Origin of the sequence: Spiroplasma corruscae (assembly GCF_002237575.1) — a bacterium.
Taxonomy (GTDB): Bacteria; Bacillota_I; Bacilli_A; order Mycoplasmatales; family Mycoplasmataceae; genus Spiroplasma_A; species Spiroplasma_A corruscae.
This window is the reverse complement of the sequence record NZ_CP022535.1, coordinates 958749-984213: the sequence shown is the minus strand read 5'-3', so window position 1 is coordinate 984213 and position 25465 is coordinate 958749. Positions and strand designations below refer to the sequence as shown.

Sequence of the window (25465 nt, the reverse complement as noted above, 5' to 3'; positions counted from 1 at the left end):
GGAGAAATAATGCTAAGAGTTCAAAATACATTCAAAAATAACTTAAAAACTGTTTATTTAATTGGTACTCCAATTGGGAATTTAAAAGATATATCCTTTAGAGCAATAGAGATTTTAAAAAAGTCTGATGTAATATTTTGTGAAGACAAAAGAGTGAGTGTTAATTTATTGAACCATTATAACATAACAACTAATCTACGCTCATTACATAAGTATAATGAACTTGAAGTATATAATAAATTCGAAGAGGATATTCAATTATATAAAACAATATCTATAATAAGCGACGCAGGAGTACCTTGTATATCAGATCCAGGTAAATATTTAATTAATAAAATAGTTGAAAATAACTTAAATATAAACATTACTGCTGTAAATGCTGGCCCGGCGTATATACATTCATTAATAGTAAGTGGTTTTTTAGCGAATGATAATATATTTTTAGGCTTTTTAAAAAATAAGAATAATAATGAAGAAATAATTAATGTTGTAAATACATTTGATGGAGTTATTTGTTTTTATGAGTCTGTTCATAGAATTGTAGATAGAATTAACTCCTTATCATTATTTTTAAGTAGTGATACAAACATTGTCATTGGAAGAGAAATAACTAAAATAAACGAACAATTTATTTATGGTAATTTAGAAGAGGTAAAAGATTATGTTAACTCGGAAAATTTTATAAAAAAAGGGGAGTTTTGTATATTAATTAATGTAAATAAAGATAACTTATTATTTGAAATTAATATGGAAAATATTGAAAAGGAAATTTGTGTTTTAACCAATAAAAATATCACTAATAAAGAAATTATTAAAATAATTAGTAAAAAATATAAAATTAATAAAAATAAAGTATCAAGTTTAGTATATAAAAAATAAATATGTCGATTTATTATTAGGGGTGATAATATAGAAAGACTAAGTATTGAACAAAAAAGATGTGTAATAGCAGGTGCTGGTATCACTGGAGCCTTTTTTGAAGGTATTGCAAGTATTTTGAAGGCGCAAGGTGGAATTATAACTGATACTATTGGTGCTATAACAACAGCGGTTCTGGCTGGAAAATCAATTGATAATGTTGATAAATTGGACATGAAAATAGGTAACACTAGTTTATCAATTGATAGAACTAAATTGAATGAAGCAAAAAACAAAGAGCATAGTTGAAACTGAGGTTCAATTGTTTAAATTAGATTTTTATCTAATTTTTTATTTTATATAAAAACTATTAAAAATAACAAAAAAATAATGTAAAATTATTTAGGTTGAAGTTTCAACCGCTCTTTTGTATGTTTTAAGAAATAGTTATATTCACATACAAGGCGAGTCTATTCGGAGGTAAATATAATGTTTGCAATTATTAAAACAGGTGGTAAGCAAATTAAAGTTCAACAAGGAGACGAAATATATGTTGAAAAGTTGAATTTAGAGGAAGGACAACAAGTTTTATTTAATGAAGTTTTGATGATAGATTCAGTAGTAGGTAACCCATTTATAAAAGGTGCTATTGTTTCAGGTACTATCGTTAAACAAGGTAAAGAAAAAAAACTTAGAGTTGTTAGGTATCACCCAAAGAAAAATGTTAATAAAATTTATGGTCATAGACAACCATATACAAAAGTTAAAATTGATGAATTATCATTAAATGGTGTTTTAACTTCTAAACCGAAATCGACCATCAAAAAAGAAGTTTCGTCTCTAGAAGCAGTTACAAAAAAACCAACAACTGTTGCAGAACCAACAACTGTTGCAAAACCAACAACTGTTGCAAAACCTGCAACTGCTGCAAAACCTGCAACTGCTGCAAAACCTGCAACTGCTGCAAAACCTGCAACTGCTGCAAAACCTGCAACTGCTGCAAAACCTGCAACTGCTGCAAAACCAAAAACTGCTGCAAAACCAAAAACTGCTGCAAAACCTGCAACTGCTGCAAAAAAACCAACAACTAAAAAAGACGAAAAATAAAATGATTAAGTCAGAATTTGTAATAAAAAATAATTTATTTCAAAGCTTTTATGTAAAGGGACATGCAAACTTTGATAAATACAATAAAGATCTTGTTTGTTCTGCAGTAACATCAATTGTTTCTGGTTCATTAAATGGTTTTGATATATTATATAAAGATGATTTGGAATTAATTGTAGATAACAATAGAATAAGTGTTAATATAATAAATAATTGTAGTGAAATCCAATTGTTGATAAGTTTTATATTTATACAGCTTGAAACAGTTGCCGTTCAGTACCCAAAGTATTTTAGTTTAAAAAAGGTAGGTGAGTAATATGAAGTTTTTATTAGGTTTACAGTTCTTCGCTTCAAAAAAAGGTGTTGGATCAACAAGGAATGGTAGAGATTCAGAATCAAAGCGTTTAGGTGCAAAAAAATCAGATGGTCAATTTGCAAATGCCGGTTCAATTATTTTTAGACAAAGAGGAACAAAAATTCACCCAGGTATAAATGTAGGTAGAGGTGGAGATGATACATTATTTGCACTAGTATCAGGAGTAGTTAAGTACCAAAGATTTGGCAAAAACAGAACTAAAGTTAGTGTAATGCCGAAATAAGAATACCTTAAAGGTATTTTTTTCATTTAGGGGGAAATTTATTATGACAGTAATTTATATAGTTATAACAATCCTGATTATATTAGCGATTTTGTTTATTTTTATAAATTACAAAAAACAAAACCTACAAAAAAAACTAAAAGTATATAAAAAAACCTGAAAAAATAACTCAGAAAGAATAATAAAACTAGATAGATTAAAAATCTCAGAAAAAATTGATTTTTTTCCATTTAAAAGTAAATTTAGTAATACTAAAAGATATATTAAGAATAGTTATATAATAAGTGATTTATTAAAAAAACAAGAAGCATTTTATAAATACTGAACTAATTGTGAATATAACTTGTTCTCCTTTTTAGAAGTAGTTTGTTTTGATTATAAAATTAAAATTTCAGACGATGAGTTTATCAATATTTATAAGAATTTTTGTAATAAAAGCTACGATATTTATATCAGTTTTTTTATCATGAAATTATTACCTTTATTAATTGATAATTATAAAAAATATGATATTTGTGATCCACTATTCAAAGATATTGATGTTCATACCGATAAATTATTCGTTGATTTTTGTGAGTCCCTTAAGATACTTATAGAAGAGGTAAAAAAAGATTTTGATTATAGAAAGTATAAGAATGTAGATACTAACTATAAGTCAAGTTTTGAGGAGAATTTTAAGAAACAATATTATAAACAAGAATTAAAAAATGAACAAGAAGAGTTGAGTAAGGCATACAAAATTTTAGGAGTAAAACCAACGGATGATTTTTCTCTAATAAAAAAAACATATTTAAAGCTTGCGAAAGTTTATCACCCAGATAAAAATAAATCAGATAATGCAAAGAAAAAAATGGCAGAAATAAATAATGCATTTGATATTATTAGTTCATTTAGAGAAAAAAACTAGAATTTATTGACTTATCAAGTATAAAGTACTAAGATATTATATTACAAGTAGGAGGTAAGAAATGAAACAAGAAATTAAAAATGATTTAGAACTATATATTGTAGAACATGCAAAAATGCAATATTGTTGCTTTGATTTAAGTAAAGAGTGTATGAGACTTGGGTATAATGGATTTGCTCACTTCTTTCAAGTTCAGGCTCAAGATGAGTTTTTACACCAAAGAAGAATTATGTCATATTTATTAAATAGAGATCAAGAGTTCGTCATAAGCCCTTTTAAGATAGAAAAAAATAGTTGTGACTCAATTATTCAAATTTTAGAAATTTATAAAAAACATAGAGAATATTTTGCAAAATTAACTGAAGACCTTTATAAAAAAGCATCAGAACATAGCGACTATATAACAGCCAAGTTTTATGATTGATTTCTAATTGATTTTTATGAAGAAATATCAGAAACTAAAGATATTATAGATGGATTGAAACTTTCTAATAATGACCATTATATATTGGATAAAGAAGCGGGCAAAAGAGTTTCTCCAGAAACAGAGCCTGTAGTTGATCCATTTGCACCCCATAAATAAACAATTTGATTGTTTATTTTTTTATTTTTGTAAACTAATTTAGAATTTAATTTTTCGAAAACACATTAAAATATAGTGTTATACTATATATGTTGTATATTATTTTTAAATGGGTATGCAAACACAATTGGGAATTTTTTATCCTCGTGCCTTAATTTAATAAAGGTGGATAAATTTTGAACTTATTGGAAGTATAACAAATTATAGAAAAGGAAAGATTATGATAAAAGATTTAACTAGAGAACAATTATGAGACGCTGGTGCACAATATGGACATCAAACAAAAAGATGAAATCCAAAGATGAAACCGTATATATATAATTCAAAAAATAAAAATCATATTATTGATTTACAACAAACAATATGAAGATTAGAAGATGTAAAAAAATTAGTTACACAACTAGCGATAAAAAAAGAAAAAATAATTTTTGTAGGTACTAAAAGAACTGCTAAACAAGCTATTAAGGAATCTGCTATCAGAAGTGGAAATTTTTATATTAACTCAAGATGATTAGGTGGAACACTTACAAACCTGAAAACAATCTCACTAAGAATTAAGGCTTTATGAGATATTGAAAATGAAGAAAAAACTGGAAAAATTAACTTAAGACCTAAAAAAGAACAAATTTTAATTAAAAAAGAAAAAATAAAACTTGAAAATTTACTAGGTGGAATCAAACAAATGCACAAGTTACCATCTGCTATGTTTGTTGTTGATCCTAAAACTGATGAAATTGCAGTAAAAGAAGCAAGAAAACTTAGAATACCTGTTATTGCATTATGTGATACAAATGTTGATCCAGATATGGTTGATTATGTAATTCCTGCAAACGATGATTTACAAGAGTCAGTTAATATAATAACTAATTATATTGCAGAAGTTTATGCTGATGCTGCTGGTATTAAATTAACTCCAACTTCATTGAAGTTTGTAGCTCAGAAGAAAGAAGATAAACCAAGAGAAAATAATTATTATAATAAAAATAGTAATTATGATTCAAGACCAAGGCATAATTCAAATAATGAACGTACAAGTGTTACTGAAAATAGTGAAACAACTAAAACTACAACTTCTACTGAAGCTGTAAATGAAGAAACTAAGGAGAGTAAATAATGGCTGTTACAACTGATTTAATCAAGAAGTTAAGAGAAATGACATCAGCTGGAATGATGGATTGTAAAAAAGCATTAGAAGCTACAAATGGCGATATTGATGAAGCTGTCGTTTGACTGAGAGAAAATGGATTAGCAAAAGCAGCAAAAAAAGCAGATAGAGTTGCTGCAGAAGGAGTTTCGTTAGCTGTTTCAAATGGTAAAAGAGCAATCATAATTGAAGTTAACTCAGAAACTGACTTTGTATCAAAAAATGAAAAATTCATGTCATTGATAGAAGAAATTTCTAATACTATATTAAATTCAAATGTAAACACATTAGAAGATGCATTGAATTTAAGATTAAAAAATGGTCTAACAATAAATGAAGCTTGTATTGAAGCTACGGCTACAATTGGAGAAAAAATATCTTTAAGAAGATTAGGGTGTGTTGAAGGTTCAAATTTGGCGGTGTATAATCACTCAAATAAAAGAATCTCTGTACTAATTAATTTTGAAGGACCAATTTCTCAAGATGATGCATATAACATCTGTATGCATGTTGCTGCTATGTCACCTAAATATGTTGAAAACTCAGAAGTCCCACAGGATTTCAAAGATGCCGAAATGCACATAATAAAAGAAACTACTGATGTAACAGGTAAACCAGAAAATGTTGCTCAAAATATTTTAAATGGTAAACTAAACAAAAAATTAGCAGAGATAACATTGCTAGAACAATCATATGTTATTGACGAAAAACAAACAGTAGGTAATTTTTTAAAAAACAATAAATCAAAAGTACTAAATATGTTTAGATTTGAAGTTGGAGAAGGAATTGAAAAAGTTGTATCTGATTTTGCTGCTGAAGTAGCAGCTCAATTGAAAGGAAATTAATATGATAAATATTCTTGCGGATTTTAAAAATAGTAACCAAATGCTAATAATGTCAGCCCTATGTCTATTAATAATATGTATACCTACATTATTAATGTACTATTACTTTATTTTTTATCTAAAGACTAAAAATAAATCAAAGTTTTTAAGTAAACTGTCTTTCTCATTAATTCATTTAGTTATTGTATTTGGTCTTATATGTTCAATAATATCTCTTGTATTTATAAAGGCTGACATAATAGATGCTAATACAGATAGTATTATCGTAATAGCTTTCTTAGTTTTAGCTTTCATATCTACAGCGTTGTTCTATTTTGTTATTTTTTGTTATAGCCAATATATTTGGGTTGTATTTGATGGGGAAAAAATTGTTACACTATCAGAAAAAATTAACTACTCTAGTATTACAAAAATTGTATTAGATACTAATTCAAATTACTTGTACATCAACTTCTTAGAAGGGACAAGAAAAAATAGAAGAATTAAGTATAACAAAAATACATTAACAGGAGCTTTTATTATACAAGAAATTGAAAAAGAAACTAATTTAAAAATTGAAAATATTGATCAAAAAGAATACTCTGCAGAGTTAGAAGCGAAAAGTAGAGAAGCTGTATATCAAAAAACACTTGATAAAAAACAAACTAATAAAGGTATAAAGGATCAAACAAAAAAAGACTTATTAGAAAAAGAAAAAGAAAAAGAACCAGACCCCGAATCTGAGGAAAATTTGGAAACTAGTTCAAAAGAACAAGAATAATAAAAATAAAAAATGCTATTGCATTTTTTTGTTTTTATTAGTTATATAATATAATCATGGAAAATAAATTGAATGTAAAAACTAATAAACTTTTCTGATTTACTACTATTTTTAGTACTTTAAGATTTAGTTTATTATTAGTTGGAATAATTTTTTTAGTAATAAATTTATTAGATGCTAAAATTGATATTTATGAAAATAACACTGTGTATCAAGAAAGTATGGATTGAACCAAGAGGTTTACTATAATATTAATATTTTTTTTACTAATAACTATATACCTAATTTTAATAATTAATTCATTATTAAATTACATTTATAACAATAATGATACTAAAATTAATTTATTTGGTTCTTTAGTCGCACTTAATTTTGAAGTATTTATATATTTTTTACAAAGAATCAAGTTTAATAAGGTATATTGAACGAAACCAAGAATATCAATAATGGATATATCCACAATTTCAATTTTATTAGCATTATTCATTATAATTGATATTATTACAACTGGTTTCATACCACCATTTCCATTTTTTATTCAAATATCTATTAAATATTTAGTTCTCTTTTTTGGTTGTTATTTACTTTCATTCACAAAAAGTCTAATCTTGTGTATGATGTGTGCTTTTGTGACACTAGTTAACCCAGGTACTGTTAAACTTACTTTTTTTCAATTCTTTTTTGATTACTGATTACCAGCAACTTTAATTGCAACATCTTGCTTTTTTAAACCAAGTGTAAAAAAAAGTAATAAGGTGGTTAGAGCTTTCAGTTGATTTAATTTTATTATTATACCAATAATCATATTGTACTTTTCAAGAGTAATAAGCGGAATTATATTTTGATTAAATCCAGTTGAAAGACCAATAGAAGAAATTACATATGAATTTAGATGAAATAGTACAGTTGCTTACTCTTTTATATATAATAGTTTTGCAACAGTTGTCGATTTTGTTACCATTATTATTTTGTTACCATCAATTTGTACTTCGCTAGACTTTATAAGAGTTAAATATTTTACAACTATAACATCAGATGAATAATTATAATTTCATTATAGTAAAATTTGTTATAATGTTTCTAGCGAGGTAGATATGGCATTAAAGTATAAAAGAGTATTATTAAAAATTTCAGGTGAAGCATTAAAAGGTAAAAATGATATTTATGATAAAGATAAACTAGAAGATTTAGCAAAACAAATTATTACACTTACTAAGGAAGGACTACAAATTGGAGTAGTAATTGGTGGTGGCAATATCTGAAGAGGAAAATTAGCAGGAACGCTTGAATTATATAGAATTGAAGCAGATTACATGGGAATGTTAGCAACAATAATGAATGCACTTGCATTTGAGGCTACATTAAGAAAATTAAATTTTGATAAAGTAAAAGTATACTCGTCTTTAGAAATAAAAACTGTAACAAGTTCTTATAACTATAGAAATGCAAGAGAAAAACTTCAAGAGGGATATGTTGTTTTATTTGCAGGTGGAACTGGTTATAGTTATTTTACAACTGATACAGGTGCTTCAATTCGAGCGATAGAAATAAAAGCTGATGCTTTACTAATGGCAAAATATGGAACAAAAGGTGTCTATGACAAAGATCCTAATAGCCATAATGATGCATATTTTTATAAGTCATTAACTCACGATGATTTAGTAACAAAAAATTTACAAGTAATGGATTCCACTGCAGCAACATTATCAAGAGATGGGCAGCTTGAAATAGTTGTATTTGATATAAAAGGTAAAGATAATATTATAAAAATAGCTCACGGTAATATAGAATGTACAGTGATTAAATAAAGGAGAATAAAATGAATAAAGAATTTTTAGATAAATCAAGTAAAGAAATGAACGAAGTTGTAGATAGCTTCAAATCATACATTAGTAAGATTAGAACTGGACGTGCAAATGCAAACTTATTAAATGGAGTTATGGTAGATTTTTATGGTAACCCAACACCAATAAATCAAACATCACAAATATCAGCACCAGAACCACAACAGTTAGTGGTGAAACCCTATGATAGAAGTCAAGTTAATAACGTTGCTGCAGGAATCAACAAAGCTGATTTAGGGTTAAATCCATTAGTAGAAGCAGATTTAATTAGAATTAATATTCCTGCATTAACTGAAGAAATAAGAAGAGATTTAGTAAAAAAAATGAATAAAGAATTGGAAACTTTTAAAGTAAGAGTTAGAAATATAAGAAGAGACTCAATTGATAAAGCAAAAAAAGATAGCTCTATCTCAGAAGATTTAAAAAATGATTTTGAAAATCAAGTTCAAAAGTTGACAGATAAATTTATTTCATCATTAGATGAAGTTGCTAAACAAAAAGAAAAAGATTTAATGACTGTATAAAATATTTGTAAAAATATTTTTTTATTTATTATAATATTTCCTAAATTTATAAAATTAGCACACCTATGTTATATACTTATATAAAGAGGTTAAAATGGGTTTTAAACAAGGGGTAATTGTAAATTATAATAAAAAGAATTATTTAATTGTTGAAGTGATTGATAAGCAATTAACTGATAGACAATTAACTTTTTTACGTCTAAAAGATTTAATTACTCAAGAAGTTATTACTGTTGACTCTAAAATGGTTAAATCAATTGTAGTAAACAAGAATAATAATAACCCATCACAAGGTGATACTGAGTATATTGACTCATTGTTTGATTTTAAATCGTATAGAAATACCGATGAGGATTTGTTTGATCTCTCAATGGAAAACACAATTTCTATTGATGATATTAATTCTCAAGGTCTTAATGGCATGAAAGAAGATAGATATTTAAAAAACAAAGAACTAGAAAATTATAATTTAAATGGAAATAAAATTGTAGAAAGCTTTTTAAAAGAAAAGACACAACCATTATTTAAACCTAGAAGAAAACCATTTGATGAAACTCAAAGCATTATTAGCTCTAATAACTTAGTCGATCAAACATTTTCTAGCCTCAAAACTAGTGAATATTATAGAAATCAAGTTAACGAAGAAAGTATAAGGGGATATGATAATTCAATTGATTCTCAAAGTACTAATAGAGATAATTTAGAAAGTTTTGCTAAAAATAACTTTATTCAGAATGAAAAAGAAAATAATAACTATAACGATAAGGTATTAAATATTGATAAAGAACAAATCGATTACAATAATCAAAGTTTAGGTGAAACCAACAAAATTGATACAATCACCAATAATCAAAATTATAATAAATTAGTATCTAATAATGATAATAATCATAGTTTTGTTTTGCATGGTGACTATAATTTAAGTGATTTAGAACAAATTATAAATGATAGCAAGAAGCAAAATCAAGGCGAAGATGAAAACTATATAACCATAGATAAATCTTTGTTAAATAATAAGATAGATGAAGAAAATAACGAAATAAACAGTGGAGCAAGCGTTAATACATTAAAATATACTGATCCCAATTTAAAAAATTTAGTTGATGATAAAACTGAAACAGGGAGTTTAGATACACACAAACTAAATGCCATGCTAATTAAGCAAGAAAATATCTTAGACGAACTTAATAAGAAAGATATTAATGAAACTAATACAATATACGGACTTGGTAGCAACTTTAATAGAGCTGTTTTAAAGGAGTCTAGTATATATAAAAAATTTAATATTATGTCTATTTGACTAATATTACTTTTTGTATTTACTATAATTAGTCCTGTTGTAATTTTAATTGTAAAATTTGTGTATTTATATTTAGAAAGTTCAATAATTTCAATGAGTTATTTTAAGCTATTTACATTTGATGGTTTAATAATAGCAGACTACTTATTAGTTACTCTTTGCCCGTTATTATTTTTAGTATTTTTAGTTTATTTATTATCATATTTAGTGTATGGAATGAAAATTCAATATAAAAAAGTTGCTTATCAAAATTATATGTTAGAAAGCAAACTTAAAATTATTGATTCAATTCAAGAGTTTAACGCAGAAACTAGCACTTATTTAATAAAAGTGCATAATGACATTAAAAAAATAAAAACTAAATTTAAAAAATATGATGATACAAATCCTAGACGAATGAGCAGTAATTCAAACAGTGCAAAAAAAGTATCCCACTAAACTTTTTGTTTTTTTAAAATATAATTTTAATTTGTAATAGAATATATTGTAGTTGAGGTTACAATGAAAAATTGAGATTTAATAATAATGTTACCAATATTATTTGCTATGTGTATATTTACGCTTATTTTTATTGTTTTAAAAGAAAAAATAAAAAAAAGGCAAGTATTATTCCTAACAAGTATCATTTTCTTTTGAATGATAGTTGGATATCTTTCAAATAAAACCTTTAATACATTACCAACAACACTTGAAGTAGAAAAATCAGAGTTTATATTTCTTATAATTTTTGGGACTTCATTATTCTTGATATTTCTAAAACCATTTGCAACTTTTATCACTGGTATTATTAGAAATAGAACATCATGACTCAAGGTATCATATGCAATAATTTTTACAATGGTCCTTATTCTAACTATAGTAGGAGAAAAAACTAATATCTATTACTTTATATTTATGTCATTTATGTTATCTATTTGCATTGCTTCATCAACTATTTATTTTTTATTTTATAATGAACAGTATTATTACAGAATTTATGTTTTGCCTGCTACTTGAATTGTATTTAGTTTTATTACATTTGGCACTACACTTGGTTTATATTTGGAAGAATTAAATACAATAGTAATTGGAAAAACATTTAATTATTCAATTTTAGGAATTTCAATGTTTATTATTTTATGTTTATTTATTTTTACATCATTATTTATCAAAGAGTCTAGGAATCTTGCAGGTGTATTTGATAAAGAGGTTATAGATCTATTACCGAAAAAAAATAATCTTAATTTTTTTATGATTTATTTGATTGTTTTTTTATTATCTATTACAAGCTCATTAAATAATTCAATGATTGTAAAGTTGTTTATAGGACTCAACCTTAGGGATTACCAATTAGATTACAATCAAGTATTTTCTTTTTTGCGAGCTTTTAACTTCCTTTATACAGTGCCATCTATAATTGTTTCTTACTTTATCTATAAATTTGTTCTAAAATATTTAGGGCAAAAGTATTTAATATTTACATCATTATTTCTTATATTTGGTATGTATACTATTTTAGCTTTTACCACGAATCCTTATGTATATACATTCACAAATATTTTTACCGGAATACTAATGAATCAAATTTTATTCTCATTATTTTCTTTGTGTATAATGTGAAACTATAGATCACCCAAAAACCCAGTTACAGGTTTTTTTGGAACTTCATTTTTCGGTGCAAAATTTCTTATTGAATCAACAGAAAAAATAGTTGGGTTTTATAACAAGGGTGTATTTCATAATGTAAACAAAATAAGTGATTTAGAAACCTTGCTTGTTGTAAATTCAACTTTATTAAAAGAATTTGACGTGGCAACGACACTAATTATGTCTTTTTCTTGTATGTTAATATTAATTTGTATATTAATATTTTACTTTAGAAATAATTCGATGTTTGCTGATTATACAAGTTATAGGAATGCTACAAGAAATTTAAAAAACTTATTAAAGAAAAGAATATTAGAAAAAGCTAAAACAAAAATAGAAGTATAAGAAATTATAATGAAAGGTTATAAAGATGAATAAGCTAATAAATAAAGAACTTTCTTTAGATTTTCAAATTAATCCATTTGAGATTCAAAGTATAAAGTATAAAAATAATGAAGTATTATATCAAAAGGATGGAGATTGAAAAAAAACTTGACCTATTATGTTTCCTGTGTGTGGTAATTTAAAATCTAAGTTAACATACGAAGGTAAAGAACTTGATATTATTAGACACGGATTTTTTAATGATATAAAGAATTGAAAAATAATTCAAAAAAAAGAGAGTTCTTGTTTATTAGAGTCAGTTTTTGACAAACCTAATAAATTATTCCCTTTTAAATATAAAATAACTATAAAGATTAGACTTACAAAGAAAAAAGTTTATCTAGATATAAATATAAAAAATATAGATTTAAAAAAAATGTATTATAGTTTTGGTCATCATCCAGCTTTTATTTTTGATAAAGGTGATACAATTACTCTTAATAAAGAAGAAGAATTTATATATGAATTTAGTGATGGGTTAATGTTTGAAGAAAGCGATACAAAAAAAATAAAATCATTTAGTTACGGAGAATTAGATTTTAGTAACTCAAAACCGTATCTTGCTTTTTCGAAATCGAATAGTGTATCAATAAGAAGGTCAAACATTTCATACAAAATACATTATCCAAAATATCCTATTTTTTTATTTTGGTCAATTAATGAAAATGCAAAGTATGTTTGTGTTGAACCTTGATTTGGAATGCCGGACTATGCAAATCAAAATCATAGTGAAATTAGCGAAAAAAAACAAGTAATTATATTAGAACCTGGTAAAAATAAGATTCATAAATTTTCAATTAAGTTTGACTAAAAACGAGCTATTTAAAGCTCGTTATTTTTTTTATTTAGTCATTCATTATAGTATTCCATTATTAATAATTTTAACTCTGGTAGTAATTCTTCTTGTTTTACACTTTTAAAGATAACACCTTTTTTAAAGATAATTCCACCTTTGTTTCCTCCTGCAATTCCAATGTCTGCTTGTGCTGATTCTCCTGGCCCATTGACTACACAACCAAGTATGGCTATCTTTAGTGGAAAGCGTAATTCTTCTACATAAGTTTCAACTTCTTTAACAACCTTGTTAAGTTCAAACTCAAGTCTACCACATGTTGGACAAGCAATTACTTCAACCATATTTTCGTACAGACCCATTGAGTTTAAAAGTCTTTTAGCTACTTTTATTTCTTCTACTGGGTCCTCGCTAAGACTAATTCTTATAGTACTACCAATTCCTCTATATAAAAGATAACCTAGACCAAAACTTGATTTAATAGTTCCATTCAATAGACTTCCAGCTTCTGTTATTCCTAAATGTGAAGGATAGTTTCAAATTTCGCTTGCCATTTCATAGGCCTCTATTGCCATGAGAGGGTCAGTAGCTTTTAGAGAGTATATTATGTCATAAAAACCAAGTTCTTCCAAAATTTCTATATGAGTTCTCAATGATTCAATCATAGCTTTTGGTGTTCAGCCATATTTTAATACCATATTCTTTGGCAAACTTCCAGAATTAATACCAATTCTAATTGGTATTTTCTTTTCTTTACATTTTTCTACAACAGCAACAGTATTCTCTCTATTTCCAATATTCCCTGGGTTAATTCTTATCTTTGCACATCCAGCATCGGCTGCCAATAATGCAAATTTATAATTAAAATGAATATCTGCAACTATTGGTATTGGTGATAACTTAACTAGTTCGTTTAATGCATTCGCATCATCAATACCCAGTACAGCTACTCTAACAATTTGACAACCTTCTTTATGTAAAACCTTTATTTGTTTTAGAGTTTCCTCAACATCATGGGTTTTGGTTGTTGTCATTGACTGAATAACAACTTCCTTATTTCCTCCGATCTCAACATTGCCAACAATAACTTTTCTTGTATTTTTTCTGTTAATCATATTTAACTTCCAATCAATTATTCAATAAATATTATATATAAAAAAGTAAGTGCATATCAATATATTTTTAGTAATCTCTTTTTTTATGTATAATTACTTTATAGGGGTGAACATAGTGGCTAATAAAATAACTCTTAGGGATGTTGCACATATTTGCAAGTTAATTAAAAATAAAGAGTATAAAGGATTATCTGAACTAAAGGCATATTCAGATATTATTCAAAATTACATTGATGAAACATTTTTCATGAACGAGGCTATAATTGAGAAGTTGGTTAAATATTGTGAAAATAGTTCAAGGTATTTAGATATAAATTTTAAAAATGAAACTAATATTGATTTAACAGTTGAAGATGTTTCAAATTATATAAAATACTCAAAAAATGCACTTGAACTTTTAATATTTTCTGAAGATGGTGTATTTAATCATAAAGTATTCGTTGAAATAAGGAGCATTGTTAGATATTTCATAAAAAAAACATATAAAATGGAATCACTGATGAATTTTAATACTTTATATGGAATTACCACTGATGAATTCCACCAACAAAATGAAACTTTTAAATACTTATACACAATTTTTGATAAACTTACATATATTGCAAATCACCTAAAATGTAAATATTTAGAAAAAACTAAACAAAACCCAGATACGTCTTTAAAATTTTTTAATGACTTTCTAAAAGATATTTCTTTTTTATCAAACAGTCCAGAGGACTTTGAAAAATTAACAAATGTAATTGATCTTATTACATACTCAAGAGCATGACATTTTATTAGAAGGTTAAGAAATTTATTAGAACATGATTTTGCAGACCCTAATTTTAATTACAATATATCTTTATCAATAAATTTATTGTTTATTATTATAGGTAGAATCGTACTTGCGTTAGATAAACATTTAAAAAATGATGAAAATTTGAGTAAAACTCTTGATAAATTAAGAAATAGCTAAAAGGTAATTATGGAAAAATGAACTTTAATTGAATTAGATAATTTTAATGGTCCTTTGGACCTATTATTACATATGATAAAAGAAAAAGAACTAAACATACTTGAGGTTAATTTATTAACACTTTCTAATCAGTATATTGATTATATTAGGGGTTTAAAAGTATTAAATATAGAAGTCGCAAGTGAATACTTAGTTATGGCTGCATATTTAATTGAATTAAAGTCGAAGATATTAATTCCTAAAGAAAATAATGAGTTTGATGAAAATATAGAAGATTCAGAAAGAGAAGATTTGATTAATAGGCTAATAGAATACCATAAAATTAAAGAAGTTACTGGGTTTTTCAAAAGTAAACAGGAAGAATATTTAAAATCATTTAGCAAGAAAAAATCAATTATTAAAGTTACTAAAATAGATGATGATGAATTACCATTAGCAAAAAATAACATTAATATTGATAGTTTTTCTAAAATATTTTTAAAAGCAATTGAAAAAAACAAGTTTAAAAATTTTGAAGTAAACACACTAACAACAACAGAGATATCTCCAGAAGAATTATCAAAAGATATTTTAGAGTATTTTGAGGATAATAAAATTAAATCAATTGATTTAGAAGAATTGATTCATATAAAAGAATTTAGTTTAAAAATGTTAGTTGCGACTTTCTTGTCTATTTTAGACTTAGCATCTAAACACTTAATCACATTATCACAAACAGGTGAAAAAATAAGTATTGAAGTATTAATATAAAGGAGTAATAATGGATAAAAGTAAACAAGTGTCATTAATTGAAGGCTTACTTTTCATTAATGGTGATGAGGGAATTTCACTAGATGATATTTCAGAATTCCTAGATATAACCAATAATGTTAGTGAAAATCTTATAAAGCACTTAATTGAGAAATATAAAAAAGATGAGGAGTCAGGTTTAGAGATACAAAAGTTTGCTAAAGACAAGTTTAGAATGACTACAAAAAAAGTAAATTCAGATTATTATTTAAAACTAGCAAATTTAAAAACAGAAGCTAAATTATCATCTGCAAGCATCGAAGTTCTATCGATAATTGCATATAAAGGTCCCACTACTAAAGCGGAGGTGGAAAATATTAGGGGAGTAAATTGTGATCATATATTTTATAAGTTAAGGTTAAGGAATCTAATATGTGAAGCTGGTAAATCTAATGATGTTGGTAAACCGATGATGTACAAAGTTACCACCGAATTTTTAAAGTATTTTAGTTTAAATAGTCTTGAAGAATTACCAAAATTAAGAGATAATAATAACTCAGAAAAAGAAATATTCAATAGGGGATATAATGATACAAGATAGATTACAAAAAATTATAGCTTCAAGGGGTTATTGCTCAAGAAGAAAAGCAGAAGAATTAATTACAAACAACCAAGTTAAAGTTAATGGTAAAATTGTAAATGAGTTGGGTAGTAAATTTGATACAAATGTCAATATTACAATTAATGATAGACCTGTATCAATTATTAGCGAAAAACATTATTACTTATTTAATAAACCAAGATTAGTTTTAACAACTATGGTTGATAAAGAAAACAGGAAAACAGTCGCAGATTTTTTTAAAAATGTTAAAGCACGTGTATATCCAGTGGGTAGACTAGATTATGATGTTAGTGGTGCGATTATTATGACTAATGATGGAGAATTTGCAAACTTTGTAATGCACCCTAGATACGAGTTCCAAAAAACGTATCAGGCATTGTGTAAAGGTAAGGTTCATAAAGATCAAGTAACCCAGTTGGTTAAAGGTGTAATAATTGATGATAATTACAAAACTAAGGCTATCGAGGCAAGATTATGTGATTATGATAAGGAATATGATGAATCTGTTGTTGAACTAACAATTACAGAGGGAAGAAAACACCATGTAAAAAAAATGTTAATAGCAGCTGATATATATTTGAAAAAGTTAAAAAGAACCAGAATTGAGTTTTTAACACTTGATGAATTAGAAGTAGGTCAATATAGAGTTTTAAAAGCGCATGAAATTAAAAAGTTTTATGGTATTTATAAATCGGTAAAGCAAAATAAAGCTAATTAAGGAGTAAAATGGGAAGAGCACACGAAGTAAGAAAACAAAGTATGGAAAAGACTGCAGCAATGAAGTCTGCTTTATATGGTAGATGTTCAAAGGAAATTTATATGGCGGCAAAAAATGGGTCTAAGGATATCGAATCTAACCTAGCATTAAGGAGTGCGGTAGATAAAGCGAAATCTAAACAAGTACCAGCTGATGTAATACAACGTGCAATAAAAAAAGCTGAGGGTAATTCAACAGATAATTATTTATCAAATAGATATGAAGGATATGGACCAGGTAATTCAATGATAATTGTCGATTCTTTAACAAATAATGTAAATAGAGCAATTGCAGATATTAGAGAAGTGTTTAATAAAAATGGTGGTAAAATTGCAACAAGTGGTTCAGTGTCACATTCATTTACTTCTTCAAGCATTTTTGGTTTTAATGAACACAACATTGAATTTATTCTTGAATCTTTAATAAATGAAGATTGTGAAGTTAATGATGTAGTTGAAGAAGATGGGATGATAATAGTTAATGCACCACTAAATTCGTTTAATTCAGTAAAAAAAGCATTAGATAAACTTAATATTAAGGAATACAAAATTGCTGAAACTACAATGATAGCTAATGAATATATAACAATTGATGATATTGAAATACTTGAAAAATTTAATAAACTTGTTGATAAATTAAATGAATTAGAAGATGTTCAAAATGTATATCATAATGTTGAAAATGCTTAAAAAAAATGAAGTTAAACTTCATTTTTTTTATCATACTTTAATTCTATCTTTCTCTTCTTTGTACATACCATCACCTGGTTGTGTTCCAAATATTTCATGGAATTCATTTATATTTACAAGTACCCCGTTACATCTAAACTCCTCAGGAGAGTGAGGATCAATAAGTAATCTAGTATTTTTTAATTCATCTGTAGATTTTCTTCTTCAAATAATTGCATAGTTCTCAAAAAAGAGTTTAATGTCTCCTGGACATTCTTCTTTACAAATATCTAAAGCAGCTGCTACCCCACTTAGATCACCAATATTTTCTCCTAAAGTTAATTTACCATTTACGTGTGAACCATTAACATCATATTGATTATATTGTTCAACAAGGGCTTGTGTTCTTTTGTTATATTCTTTATAGTCATCTGGTGTTCATCAGTTGTTAAAGTTACCGTCTTTATCAAATTTACTTCCTTCGTCATCAAAACCATGACTTACTTCATGACCTATTACAGCACCTATACCACCTAAATTTTTAGCTCGTGGTTCATTGATGTCATAAAATGGTGATTGAAGTATTGCTGCTGGGAAACAAATTTCATTTGAGCTTGGATTGTAATAAGCATTTACTGTTTGTGGATACATATATCATTTATTTTTATCAACTGGCATGTTAATTTCGTTCAATTCTTTTTTTATCAGATACTTTACGATATTATTTATATTTTCATATAAACTTCCACCTTCGTTATAATCTCTTATTTCTACTTCTTCATAAGTTTCAAACTTATCTGGATAACCAATTTTGATTGTGAAACCTTTTAATTTCTCTACAGCTTTTATTTTTGTTGTTTCACTCATTCAATCTAAATCATTAATTCTTTTTTCATACACATTTATAAGTTTTTTTACCATATCATAAACGTCTTTTTTTGCTTCTTCAGAAAAATGTTTTTTTACATATTCTTTACCAAGCATTTCCCCTAATTTACCATTTGTAAACTCTACAGCTCTTTCAATCTCAGGTTTCATTTCTTTTACACCCGAGAATACAGAACTGAAATTAAATGCTATTTTATAGAAATTTTCAGATGTTAATCCACTATAAGCACTCAATAAGTCAAACTTCATAATATCTTTTAAATCTTCTAAATTAATAGATTCTAATATATCTGAAAGTTTTTTAATGTATTTAGGTTGAGTTAAAATAATAATGCTTGCTTTTGAATAACCTGTTTTATCAAAGTAATCCTTTCAGTCTATAAATTTACAATATGATTTCAAGTCTTCTAAAGTAACAACGTTATAAATATTTTCGGGAGATCTTAACTCTTCTTTTTTAAGCATCGATTTTGCTAATTTATCTTCAAAAGAGTATATTAAATCAAATAAATTATTTGATTTAAATTTAATTTTAGACTCTAACACAAGATCATTAACGTATTTCTTATATGCTTCTTTTATTTCTGTGTGTCTAGGGTGACTTTCTTCATAAAAGTCCCTATCTGACATTCCTAAACTCATTGTAGAAATAAACAATGCTCTTAGATTACTATCTTTAAAATCTGAATCCATTCCAAAACCAAATAAAAAACTAGTTTGAAACTTTTGATAAAAATCTATTATAAAATTTGTGAATTCTTTTTTATCTTTAAGGGTATCAATGAATTCAATCATCCCCATTATAGGTTTTAGTCCTTGTTTGTTTCTTTCTTCTCAATTTAAATAATTATTAAATAAGGCTACTATTTTCTTCTGTTCTACATTAAGAGAATTCTTATCTTTATTTTTTAATTCCAAGATTAAATCTCTAATGTCATCAATTGATTTTTTTCTAAGTATTTCAAAACTACCTCAAGATGGATATCCACTAGGTAATTCAGTTTTTTCTACTCAATCCTGATTCATTGCATTAAAAAAATTATCTTGAATTCTTTTTTTATCTTTCATATTAATATTTCCTTTCAATAAATATATTATATAGTTTTTTTGTATGTAAAATTTTTATACTAACAATAAAAAACTATGCTAGTTTTTTATTGTTATAATAAGTTTGGTCATAGGGGGAAAAATTTTGAATAAGGATATTATTTTACTTAGAACAGTAGAAGTGGCTGCAATAGCGTCTTATAAATATATAGGAAGTAAAGACAAGAATTTAGTTGATTTAGCTGCCGTAGAAGCCTTTGAAGTAATGTTAAAAAATGAAAAAGGATTTAAATTAAAAATTGTGAACGGTGAAGGTGAGTTAGATAATGCACCAATGTTGTATGTTAACCAATTACTAGGTGATATCTCAAATGTTGATTGTCCTTTTTATGATGTCTCAGTTGATCCAATAGAAGGTACAAATCCTGCTGCATTTAACTTTGCTGGAAGCATATCAACAATTGCTATTTCCAAAGAAAACACAATGCTACAAATGCCTGAAATGTATATGGAAAAGTTGTTTGTAAAAGATAAATATAATGATTTAGTTAATCTAGAAGAAGGCATATTAGAAAATGTTTTAAAAATGCAAGAACAGGAAATGAGAAAAGATTTAAAATGTATAGTATTAGATAAACCGCGTCATGATGAAATAATAAAGAGTTTAAGCAATATGGGTGTTATTGTAAGATTAATAAAAGATGGAGATGTATTAGCAGCAATTGATGTTGTTAATGGTGAAGCTGATTTTGTATATGGAATTGGCGGTGCACCTGAAGGATGTCTTATGGCATCGCTTGCAATCGCATCAGGTTGCAGAATGCAATGTAAGTTAGTTCATTATAATGAAATATGAAGAAATGAAAAAGAGACAGATTCAAGAATGCTTAAAGAAAAAGCTTGAATGTCAAAACATAAAATAGATACAAGCACTATACTAAATGATAGAGATCTTGTTAGCGATGACAGAACAAGATTCTTTGCAGCTGGTTTAACAGCTGGTGGAAGCTTGAAACCAATTACATACAAAAAAGGTAAGTTTTTTGTAAATGCATTTATGGCATCTCATGGAATTGTGAGAAACTTTAACTCAATTTATGATGTTAATAAAGTAAATGGTTTAAAACCAGATATTAAGTTTTTGTTTGATAAGTATAAGCGTTAGAAAAAGAGGTATTATTTTGACAGATTTAGACAAAATTTTATTAGTTGCAATAGTCTCATCTTTAATTTGTATTTTTTCTTTGAAATTAATTTATACTTTTCTATACTCGAGATATCAAATAATGGAAATTAATTCACCAGATTCTAATATATCTACAAGTAAAATTGAAGAAATCATTCAGAATTTAAAAACCTATTTAAAAGCAACAGATTTAAATATTGAATATGCAAATAAAGATAGTTATCAAAGAATTTATCAAATGTTAAATAAAAGACAAAAAACTATACAAATACCAAAATGATTTATGCCAAGTGTTGGTTATGAACTTGATTATATTATTGCAAGTATTTGATACAATGTAAAATTATATCAGAAAGATAAGTATATAAAGAAGTTTAACTTTATCTCGGTAATTATGCCATTATTTCTTTCTATTATATATTATTTATTTGTATTTCTTAGTTTCTTGTTATATTTAATAAACTATTTTATATTTACAAACCCAGTTGATCTAATTGCTAATCCAATTATGAACTTTTTAATATCATATCCAATTATTCAGATAATCTGTATCACTTCATTTTTAGTATTATTAATTAATATATTTTATGTAAATAGATTAAAAAGTATACTAGAGGCAAAGTTTGAAATAGAAATTATAGCGTTTGTTGATCAATATTGCACAAGTTATAAACATGATATTTCTGCAGCAAGAGTATATTCGAACAATATTCAAAGAATAAACCTTAAAATATTTAGGTTTAATAGTAAAACATCAAATATGAAGTTTTTAGGACCATTTACATTTTTATAAAAAAAACATTTATTTAGTTACACTTGTAACCTAATAAATGTTTTTTTAACCTTGACCAAGACCTTTTTCTTTTCATTCTTTTAAAATTTCTTCTCTTCCACCTGGTTGAAGATATCTATCCTTGTATTCTAAATATCTTTCTTTACATTCTTCTACCTCTTTTAACGCTTCATCAATATCTCCTCAACCATTGATCTTAACTTCTTTATTTTGTAATGCCTTATATTGAAGAAAGAAATTTTCTATTTCGTCTTTCAAATGTTGTGGAACATCTTTTAGTGTTTCATATCCATTGAATCTTGGATCATCATTAAATACACCAAACAGTTTAGTATCAATTTCTCCGTTGTCAATCATCCTAATTGAACCTAAGATTCTTACTCTTACTTGAACCCCTGGAAAAGTAGGGTATGTTGCAAGTGATATAACATCAAGTGGGTCACCATCTCAATCAAGTGTTTCATCTATAAATCCATATTCACCAGGGTAGAAATTAGCACCATAAAGCACTCTATCTAATGTAATGCTTTTTGTTAGAACATCATATTCAAATTTATTTGTACTTCCTTTAGGATTTTCAATAATTACATTAATAATATTTTTTTTCATTTTTTGCTCCTTTAATACAAATTTATTTTATATTATTATTATAGAAAAGAGGGTTATTTATGAAAAATGGGAATAAAAAAAATAACTTATTTGATAACCTAAGTGATGAGGATTTAGACTTAAAAATAAAAAAGTTAAAGTCAATGAGACTTGAGTACTTTAAGCTTTCAACAAAAAAAATTACGCATTTATCGCTTTTATTAGCGATAAATGTTATTTTATCATTTATATGTTTTTTAATATTTACAAAAATTGCTTTTTTAGGATTTCTTAAAATTGAGTTAAGTTTTATAACTTATATACTATGTTGAAGATTAATTAACTCATTCTATGCTTCGTTAATTGTTTTTATTGGTACTTGATTAAGATTTGGGTGATTAGATATAGATTTTGTTGGACTTATCAGTTTGAATATTTCAGATTTATTAGCTTTATGATTATATATTTGCTTTCATCATATTTTTACAAGAATAATAAAGTTTGATAAAAAAGTTTATAAATATCTATTACCAAGTCTATCCATTATAATTACTATTATTTCAGTAGGATTAATAAACGTGGTATTAAATTTCTTGTTTCTATTACCAATGTATATTTATTTTCTTGGTTATTATGAGTCTGCAAGTAAATTTTTGGAGAGCTTAAATTTAAACTGGCCTTTATATGGTTCTATAATATTTGGTTTTAATTTATTAAAATATAGTATTAATTTTATAATTTATGTTTCTATTCAAGAGGTATTAGAAAAAATTGTACCTAAATTATAATTTTTATAATTAATATTTATAATTTTTATAATTTAGTTTATAATATTTTCTAGGAGGAAATATTAATGGAAAATAATAATTCAAAAGATAATAAAGATAATTCTGAACACATTGTTTCAGAACATAATGATAAAGACAATAAAAAAGATCATTATCATGATGAACATCATTTTGATATGTTTGGAAATCACGATGATGTTAAAGAGGAAGATTTTAACTGAAAAACAAGTATTTATACATCAAAGCGAAATTTAACTTTTAGACTAACTTTATCAGGTATGATATTAGCTATAGCAATTGCTGCTACTTCATTAGATATGTACATTGAACACCTAATTATCCCAATCGATGGGGTTATTTTACCAACAAGGTTTTTAGATATATTAGTAATTACCTTATCAATAGGTAGTTTAGGGCCAGTATTTAGTAGTTTGATTGGATTTATAGTTCCATGAATACATATGCTTATTCACGGTGGAGGTGCAATTCACAACCCACTTTCAACTATGGTTGATTCATTTGGATACTTCTTGGTAATATGGGTATTGTGATTATTTTATTATTTCATATTTAAAAATTCATATACTCACAAAGACCCAAATAATAAAAAAGATATATTTAAAAGATGAATGCCAATTGTTGCATTTATACCTGTTGTGGTTGTTATATTTACAATGATTAATGTATTGGTAATATATTTAAACTCAAGTACATTAGAAGAACATCATCATGAAGAAAATAATTTATTTAGTATAATACAAAAATTTCATGAAACAGAAGATCATGACCACGATCATGTTGATTGAGGAGTTTTCTCAAATAAGTTATGAGTTTACACATTTATAATTTTAGGTATAGAAGTTGCTAGATTTACAATTTGTTATTCACTATTTGGTGTTTTAGAACCACAAATGAAAAAAATTAACCATATATTTAAATAATTCTTGCTTTTATTTGATAAAATCTATTTGTATATTATAAGAGCGAGGAAAAACATGGCAAGTAAAAAACCAATTTATGTTTCTTTAGATTTAGGAACAGCTTATACATTAGTTTATATCTCTGGACAAGGTGTTATTTATAATGAACCTTCAATTGTTGCATATAAAATTCCAGAAAATAGAATTGTAGCTGTTGGAAACGAAGCCTATAAAATGATAGGTAAAGCAAATAAAAACCTTAGAATAATTAGACCGATGGTCAATGGGGTTATAACTGATGCAAAAGCAACACAGGCACAGTTAAACTATATTTTTAAAAAATTAAGAATTGAAAAGTATTTAAAAAACTCAGTTATATTAATGGCATGCCCATCTGTTGTGACTGAACTTGAAAAAAGCGCATTGAAAAAAATTGCACTTAATTTAGGAGCAGCGGATGTTTTTGTAGAAGAGGAAGTTAAAATGGCTGCAATCGGTGGTGGTGTAAGAGTCGATGCACCTTCAGGACACTTAGTAGTTGATATGGGCGGAGGAACTTCGGATGCTGCTGTGTTATCAGCTGGTGAAATCGTTCTTTCAAAATCTATAAAAATAGCAGGTAATTTATTAAATGAAGAAGTATTAAAATTTGTAAAGGCTCAGTATGGTCTTGAAATAGGAATTAAATCAGCTGAACAAGCAAAAATTAAAATCGGTTCTTTATCAAAATACCCTGACGAAAGATCAATAAAGCTATATGGACGTGATGTAGTTTCAGGTTTACCAAGAGAAATTGAAGTCACACCACAAGAGATGAGAGAGGTATTGAAAATTCCTTTATCAAAAATCATTGATTTAGTAGTACAAGTTTTAGAAGAAACACCACCAGAATTAGCTGGAGATATATTTAGAAATGGTATCGTATTATGTGGAGGGACAGCTTTAATAAAAGGAATCGATAAGTATTTTGCAGACACATTACAATTACCATGTAAAATTGCAGAAAACCCACTGATGGCAGTTATAAATGGAACTCGAAAATTTGAAAGTGAAGTATATGACATGCTAAAAGAACAAAAATTTAGAAATGAAAGCACTTTCTAATATTCTAAGAAAATAAATTCATTATTTTATT

The 25465-nt window shown here is 26.1% G+C and carries 28 protein-coding genes, 1 pseudogene and 1 other annotated feature; of the genes and pseudogenes, 26 read left to right on the top strand and 3 right to left on the bottom strand.

Features of this window, described 5'->3' with window-relative positions:
• Positions 1–9: 9 nt before the first annotated feature.
• The 16 genes and pseudogenes from rsmI (at position 10) to SCORR_RS04220 (ending at position 13292) form a co-directional block, all read left to right on the top strand.
• On the top strand, positions 10–879 hold the full coding sequence (rsmI, locus tag SCORR_RS04295) for a 16S rRNA (cytidine(1402)-2'-O)-methyltransferase (protein WP_094049497.1): 870 nt from the start codon (positions 10–12) through the stop codon (positions 877–879).
• Positions 880–996: 117 nt separating this feature from the next.
• On the top strand, positions 997–1188 hold the full coding sequence (locus SCORR_RS04290; RefSeq protein ID WP_094049495.1) for a hypothetical protein: 192 nt from the start codon (positions 997–999) through the stop codon (positions 1186–1188).
• A 77-nt stretch (positions 1189–1265) separates the two neighbouring features.
• Positions 1266–1340 (top strand) — a sequence feature (ribosomal protein L21 leader region).
• A 7-nt stretch (positions 1341–1347) separates the two neighbouring features.
• Positions 1348–1641: pseudogene (rplU, locus tag SCORR_RS05545) on the top strand (50S ribosomal protein L21); the annotation flags it as partial.
• Positions 1642–1966: 325 nt separating this feature from the next.
• Positions 1967–2281, top strand: a complete 315-nt coding sequence (locus SCORR_RS04280) for a ribosomal-processing cysteine protease Prp (protein ID WP_094049491.1) — start codon at positions 1967–1969, stop codon at positions 2279–2281.
• A gap of 1 nt (position 2282) precedes the next feature.
• Positions 2283–2564 carry a 50S ribosomal protein L27 gene (rpmA, locus tag SCORR_RS04275; RefSeq protein WP_094049489.1) on the top strand — a complete coding sequence of 94 codons (282 nt, stop codon included), beginning with the start codon at positions 2283–2285 and terminating at the stop codon, positions 2562–2564.
• A gap of 43 nt (positions 2565–2607) precedes the next feature.
• Complete coding sequence (locus SCORR_RS04270) at positions 2608–3471, top strand: J domain-containing protein (RefSeq protein ID WP_094049487.1); 864 nt, start codon at positions 2608–2610, stop codon at positions 3469–3471.
• Between the two features lie 61 nt (positions 3472–3532).
• A complete protein-coding gene (locus SCORR_RS04265) occupies positions 3533–4054 on the top strand; it encodes a ferritin-like domain-containing protein (protein WP_094049485.1) in 522 nt (173 codons plus the stop codon).
• 220 nt (positions 4055–4274) lie between these two features.
• A complete protein-coding gene (rpsB, locus tag SCORR_RS04260) occupies positions 4275–5168 on the top strand; it encodes a 30S ribosomal protein S2 (RefSeq protein WP_094049483.1) in 894 nt (297 codons plus the stop codon).
• A complete protein-coding gene (gene tsf, locus SCORR_RS04255; RefSeq protein ID WP_094049481.1) occupies positions 5168–6043 on the top strand; it encodes a translation elongation factor Ts in 876 nt (291 codons plus the stop codon). The genes rpsB and tsf overlap by 1 nt, the downstream gene beginning before the upstream one ends.
• Position 6044: 1 nt before the next feature.
• Positions 6045–6803 carry a hypothetical protein gene (locus SCORR_RS04250; RefSeq protein ID WP_094049479.1) on the top strand — a complete coding sequence of 253 codons (759 nt, stop codon included), beginning with the start codon at positions 6045–6047 and terminating at the stop codon, positions 6801–6803.
• Between the two features lie 56 nt (positions 6804–6859).
• A complete protein-coding gene (locus SCORR_RS04245; RefSeq protein WP_094049477.1) occupies positions 6860–7846 on the top strand; it encodes an energy-coupled thiamine transporter ThiT in 987 nt (328 codons plus the stop codon).
• Positions 7847–7897: 51 nt separating this feature from the next.
• Positions 7898–8611, top strand: a complete 714-nt coding sequence (pyrH, locus tag SCORR_RS04240) for a UMP kinase (protein ID WP_094049475.1) — start codon at positions 7898–7900, stop codon at positions 8609–8611.
• Positions 8612–8622: 11 nt separating this feature from the next.
• Positions 8623–9171 (top strand): ribosome recycling factor, encoded by a 549-nt coding sequence (frr, locus tag SCORR_RS04235; protein WP_094049473.1) that lies wholly within the window; start codon positions 8623–8625, stop codon positions 9169–9171.
• A 94-nt stretch (positions 9172–9265) separates the two neighbouring features.
• Positions 9266–10909 (top strand): hypothetical protein, encoded by a 1644-nt coding sequence (locus tag SCORR_RS04230; RefSeq protein ID WP_094049472.1) that lies wholly within the window; start codon positions 9266–9268, stop codon positions 10907–10909.
• A gap of 63 nt (positions 10910–10972) precedes the next feature.
• A complete protein-coding gene (locus SCORR_RS04225) occupies positions 10973–12442 on the top strand; it encodes an MFS cation transporter (RefSeq protein ID WP_094049470.1) in 1470 nt (489 codons plus the stop codon).
• Positions 12443–12467: 25 nt separating this feature from the next.
• A complete protein-coding gene (locus SCORR_RS04220) occupies positions 12468–13292 on the top strand; it encodes an aldose epimerase family protein (RefSeq protein WP_094049468.1) in 825 nt (274 codons plus the stop codon).
• Between the two features lie 11 nt (positions 13293–13303).
• On the opposite strand, the gene ispG is transcribed toward SCORR_RS04220, so the two are convergent.
• On the bottom strand, positions 13304–14389 hold the full coding sequence (gene ispG, locus SCORR_RS04215) for a flavodoxin-dependent (E)-4-hydroxy-3-methylbut-2-enyl-diphosphate synthase (RefSeq protein WP_094049466.1): 1086 nt from the start codon (positions 14387–14389) through the stop codon (positions 13304–13306).
• Positions 14390–14504: 115 nt separating this feature from the next.
• Here ispG and SCORR_RS04210 point away from each other — a divergent pair, with 115 nt between their 5' ends.
• Genes SCORR_RS04210 through SCORR_RS04190 form a run of 5 tightly spaced genes read left to right on the top strand, consistent with a single transcriptional unit; the run spans position 14505 to position 18141 of the window.
• Complete coding sequence (locus SCORR_RS04210) at positions 14505–15344, top strand: hypothetical protein (RefSeq protein ID WP_094049464.1); 840 nt, start codon at positions 14505–14507, stop codon at positions 15342–15344.
• A 9-nt stretch (positions 15345–15353) separates the two neighbouring features.
• Positions 15354–16094: a segregation and condensation protein A gene (locus tag SCORR_RS04205; RefSeq protein ID WP_094049462.1), complete on the top strand. Its 741-nt coding sequence runs from the start codon at positions 15354–15356 to the stop codon at positions 16092–16094.
• A gap of 10 nt (positions 16095–16104) precedes the next feature.
• Positions 16105–16674, top strand: coding sequence for an SMC-Scp complex subunit ScpB (gene scpB / locus SCORR_RS04200; protein WP_094049460.1), 570 nt, complete (start codon positions 16105–16107; stop codon positions 16672–16674).
• The gene (locus SCORR_RS04195; protein ID WP_094049458.1) at positions 16661–17413 is read left to right on the top strand and encodes a pseudouridine synthase; all 753 of its coding nucleotides are present in this window, start codon (positions 16661–16663) and stop codon (positions 17411–17413) included. Before scpB ends, SCORR_RS04195 begins: the two co-directional genes overlap by 14 nt.
• Before the next feature lie 8 nt (positions 17414–17421).
• Positions 17422–18141 carry a YebC/PmpR family DNA-binding transcriptional regulator gene (locus SCORR_RS04190; RefSeq protein ID WP_094049456.1) on the top strand — a complete coding sequence of 240 codons (720 nt, stop codon included), beginning with the start codon at positions 17422–17424 and terminating at the stop codon, positions 18139–18141.
• A gap of 27 nt (positions 18142–18168) precedes the next feature.
• Here the strand turns inward: SCORR_RS04190 and SCORR_RS04185 are convergent, their stop codons facing one another.
• Entirely contained in the window at positions 18169–20076 is a 1908-nt protein-coding gene (locus SCORR_RS04185; protein WP_094049454.1) for a M13 family metallopeptidase, read from the bottom strand.
• A gap of 124 nt (positions 20077–20200) precedes the next feature.
• On the opposite strand from SCORR_RS04185, the gene SCORR_RS04180 reads away from it, so the two are divergent.
• Complete coding sequence (locus SCORR_RS04180; RefSeq protein ID WP_157705394.1) at positions 20201–21220, top strand: fructose-bisphosphatase class II; 1020 nt, start codon at positions 20201–20203, stop codon at positions 21218–21220.
• Between the two features lie 16 nt (positions 21221–21236).
• Positions 21237–22034, top strand: coding sequence for a hypothetical protein (locus SCORR_RS04175; RefSeq protein ID WP_094049450.1), 798 nt, complete (start codon positions 21237–21239; stop codon positions 22032–22034).
• 45 nt (positions 22035–22079) lie between these two features.
• On the opposite strand, the gene SCORR_RS04170 is transcribed toward SCORR_RS04175, so the two are convergent.
• Positions 22080–22643, bottom strand: a complete 564-nt coding sequence (locus SCORR_RS04170; protein WP_094049448.1) for an inorganic diphosphatase — start codon at positions 22641–22643, stop codon at positions 22080–22082.
• A gap of 59 nt (positions 22644–22702) precedes the next feature.
• Between SCORR_RS04170 and SCORR_RS04165 the strand changes: the two genes are divergently transcribed.
• The 3 genes from SCORR_RS04165 (at position 22703) to SCORR_RS04155 (ending at position 25434) form a co-directional block, all read left to right on the top strand.
• On the top strand, positions 22703–23410 hold the full coding sequence (locus tag SCORR_RS04165; RefSeq protein WP_094049446.1) for a hypothetical protein: 708 nt from the start codon (positions 22703–22705) through the stop codon (positions 23408–23410).
• 65 nt (positions 23411–23475) lie between these two features.
• The gene (locus SCORR_RS04160; RefSeq protein ID WP_094049444.1) at positions 23476–24351 is read left to right on the top strand and encodes an ECF transporter S component; all 876 of its coding nucleotides are present in this window, start codon (positions 23476–23478) and stop codon (positions 24349–24351) included.
• A gap of 54 nt (positions 24352–24405) precedes the next feature.
• Complete coding sequence (locus SCORR_RS04155) at positions 24406–25434, top strand: rod shape-determining protein (RefSeq protein WP_094049442.1); 1029 nt, start codon at positions 24406–24408, stop codon at positions 25432–25434.
• Positions 25435–25465: the final 31 nt, after the last annotated feature.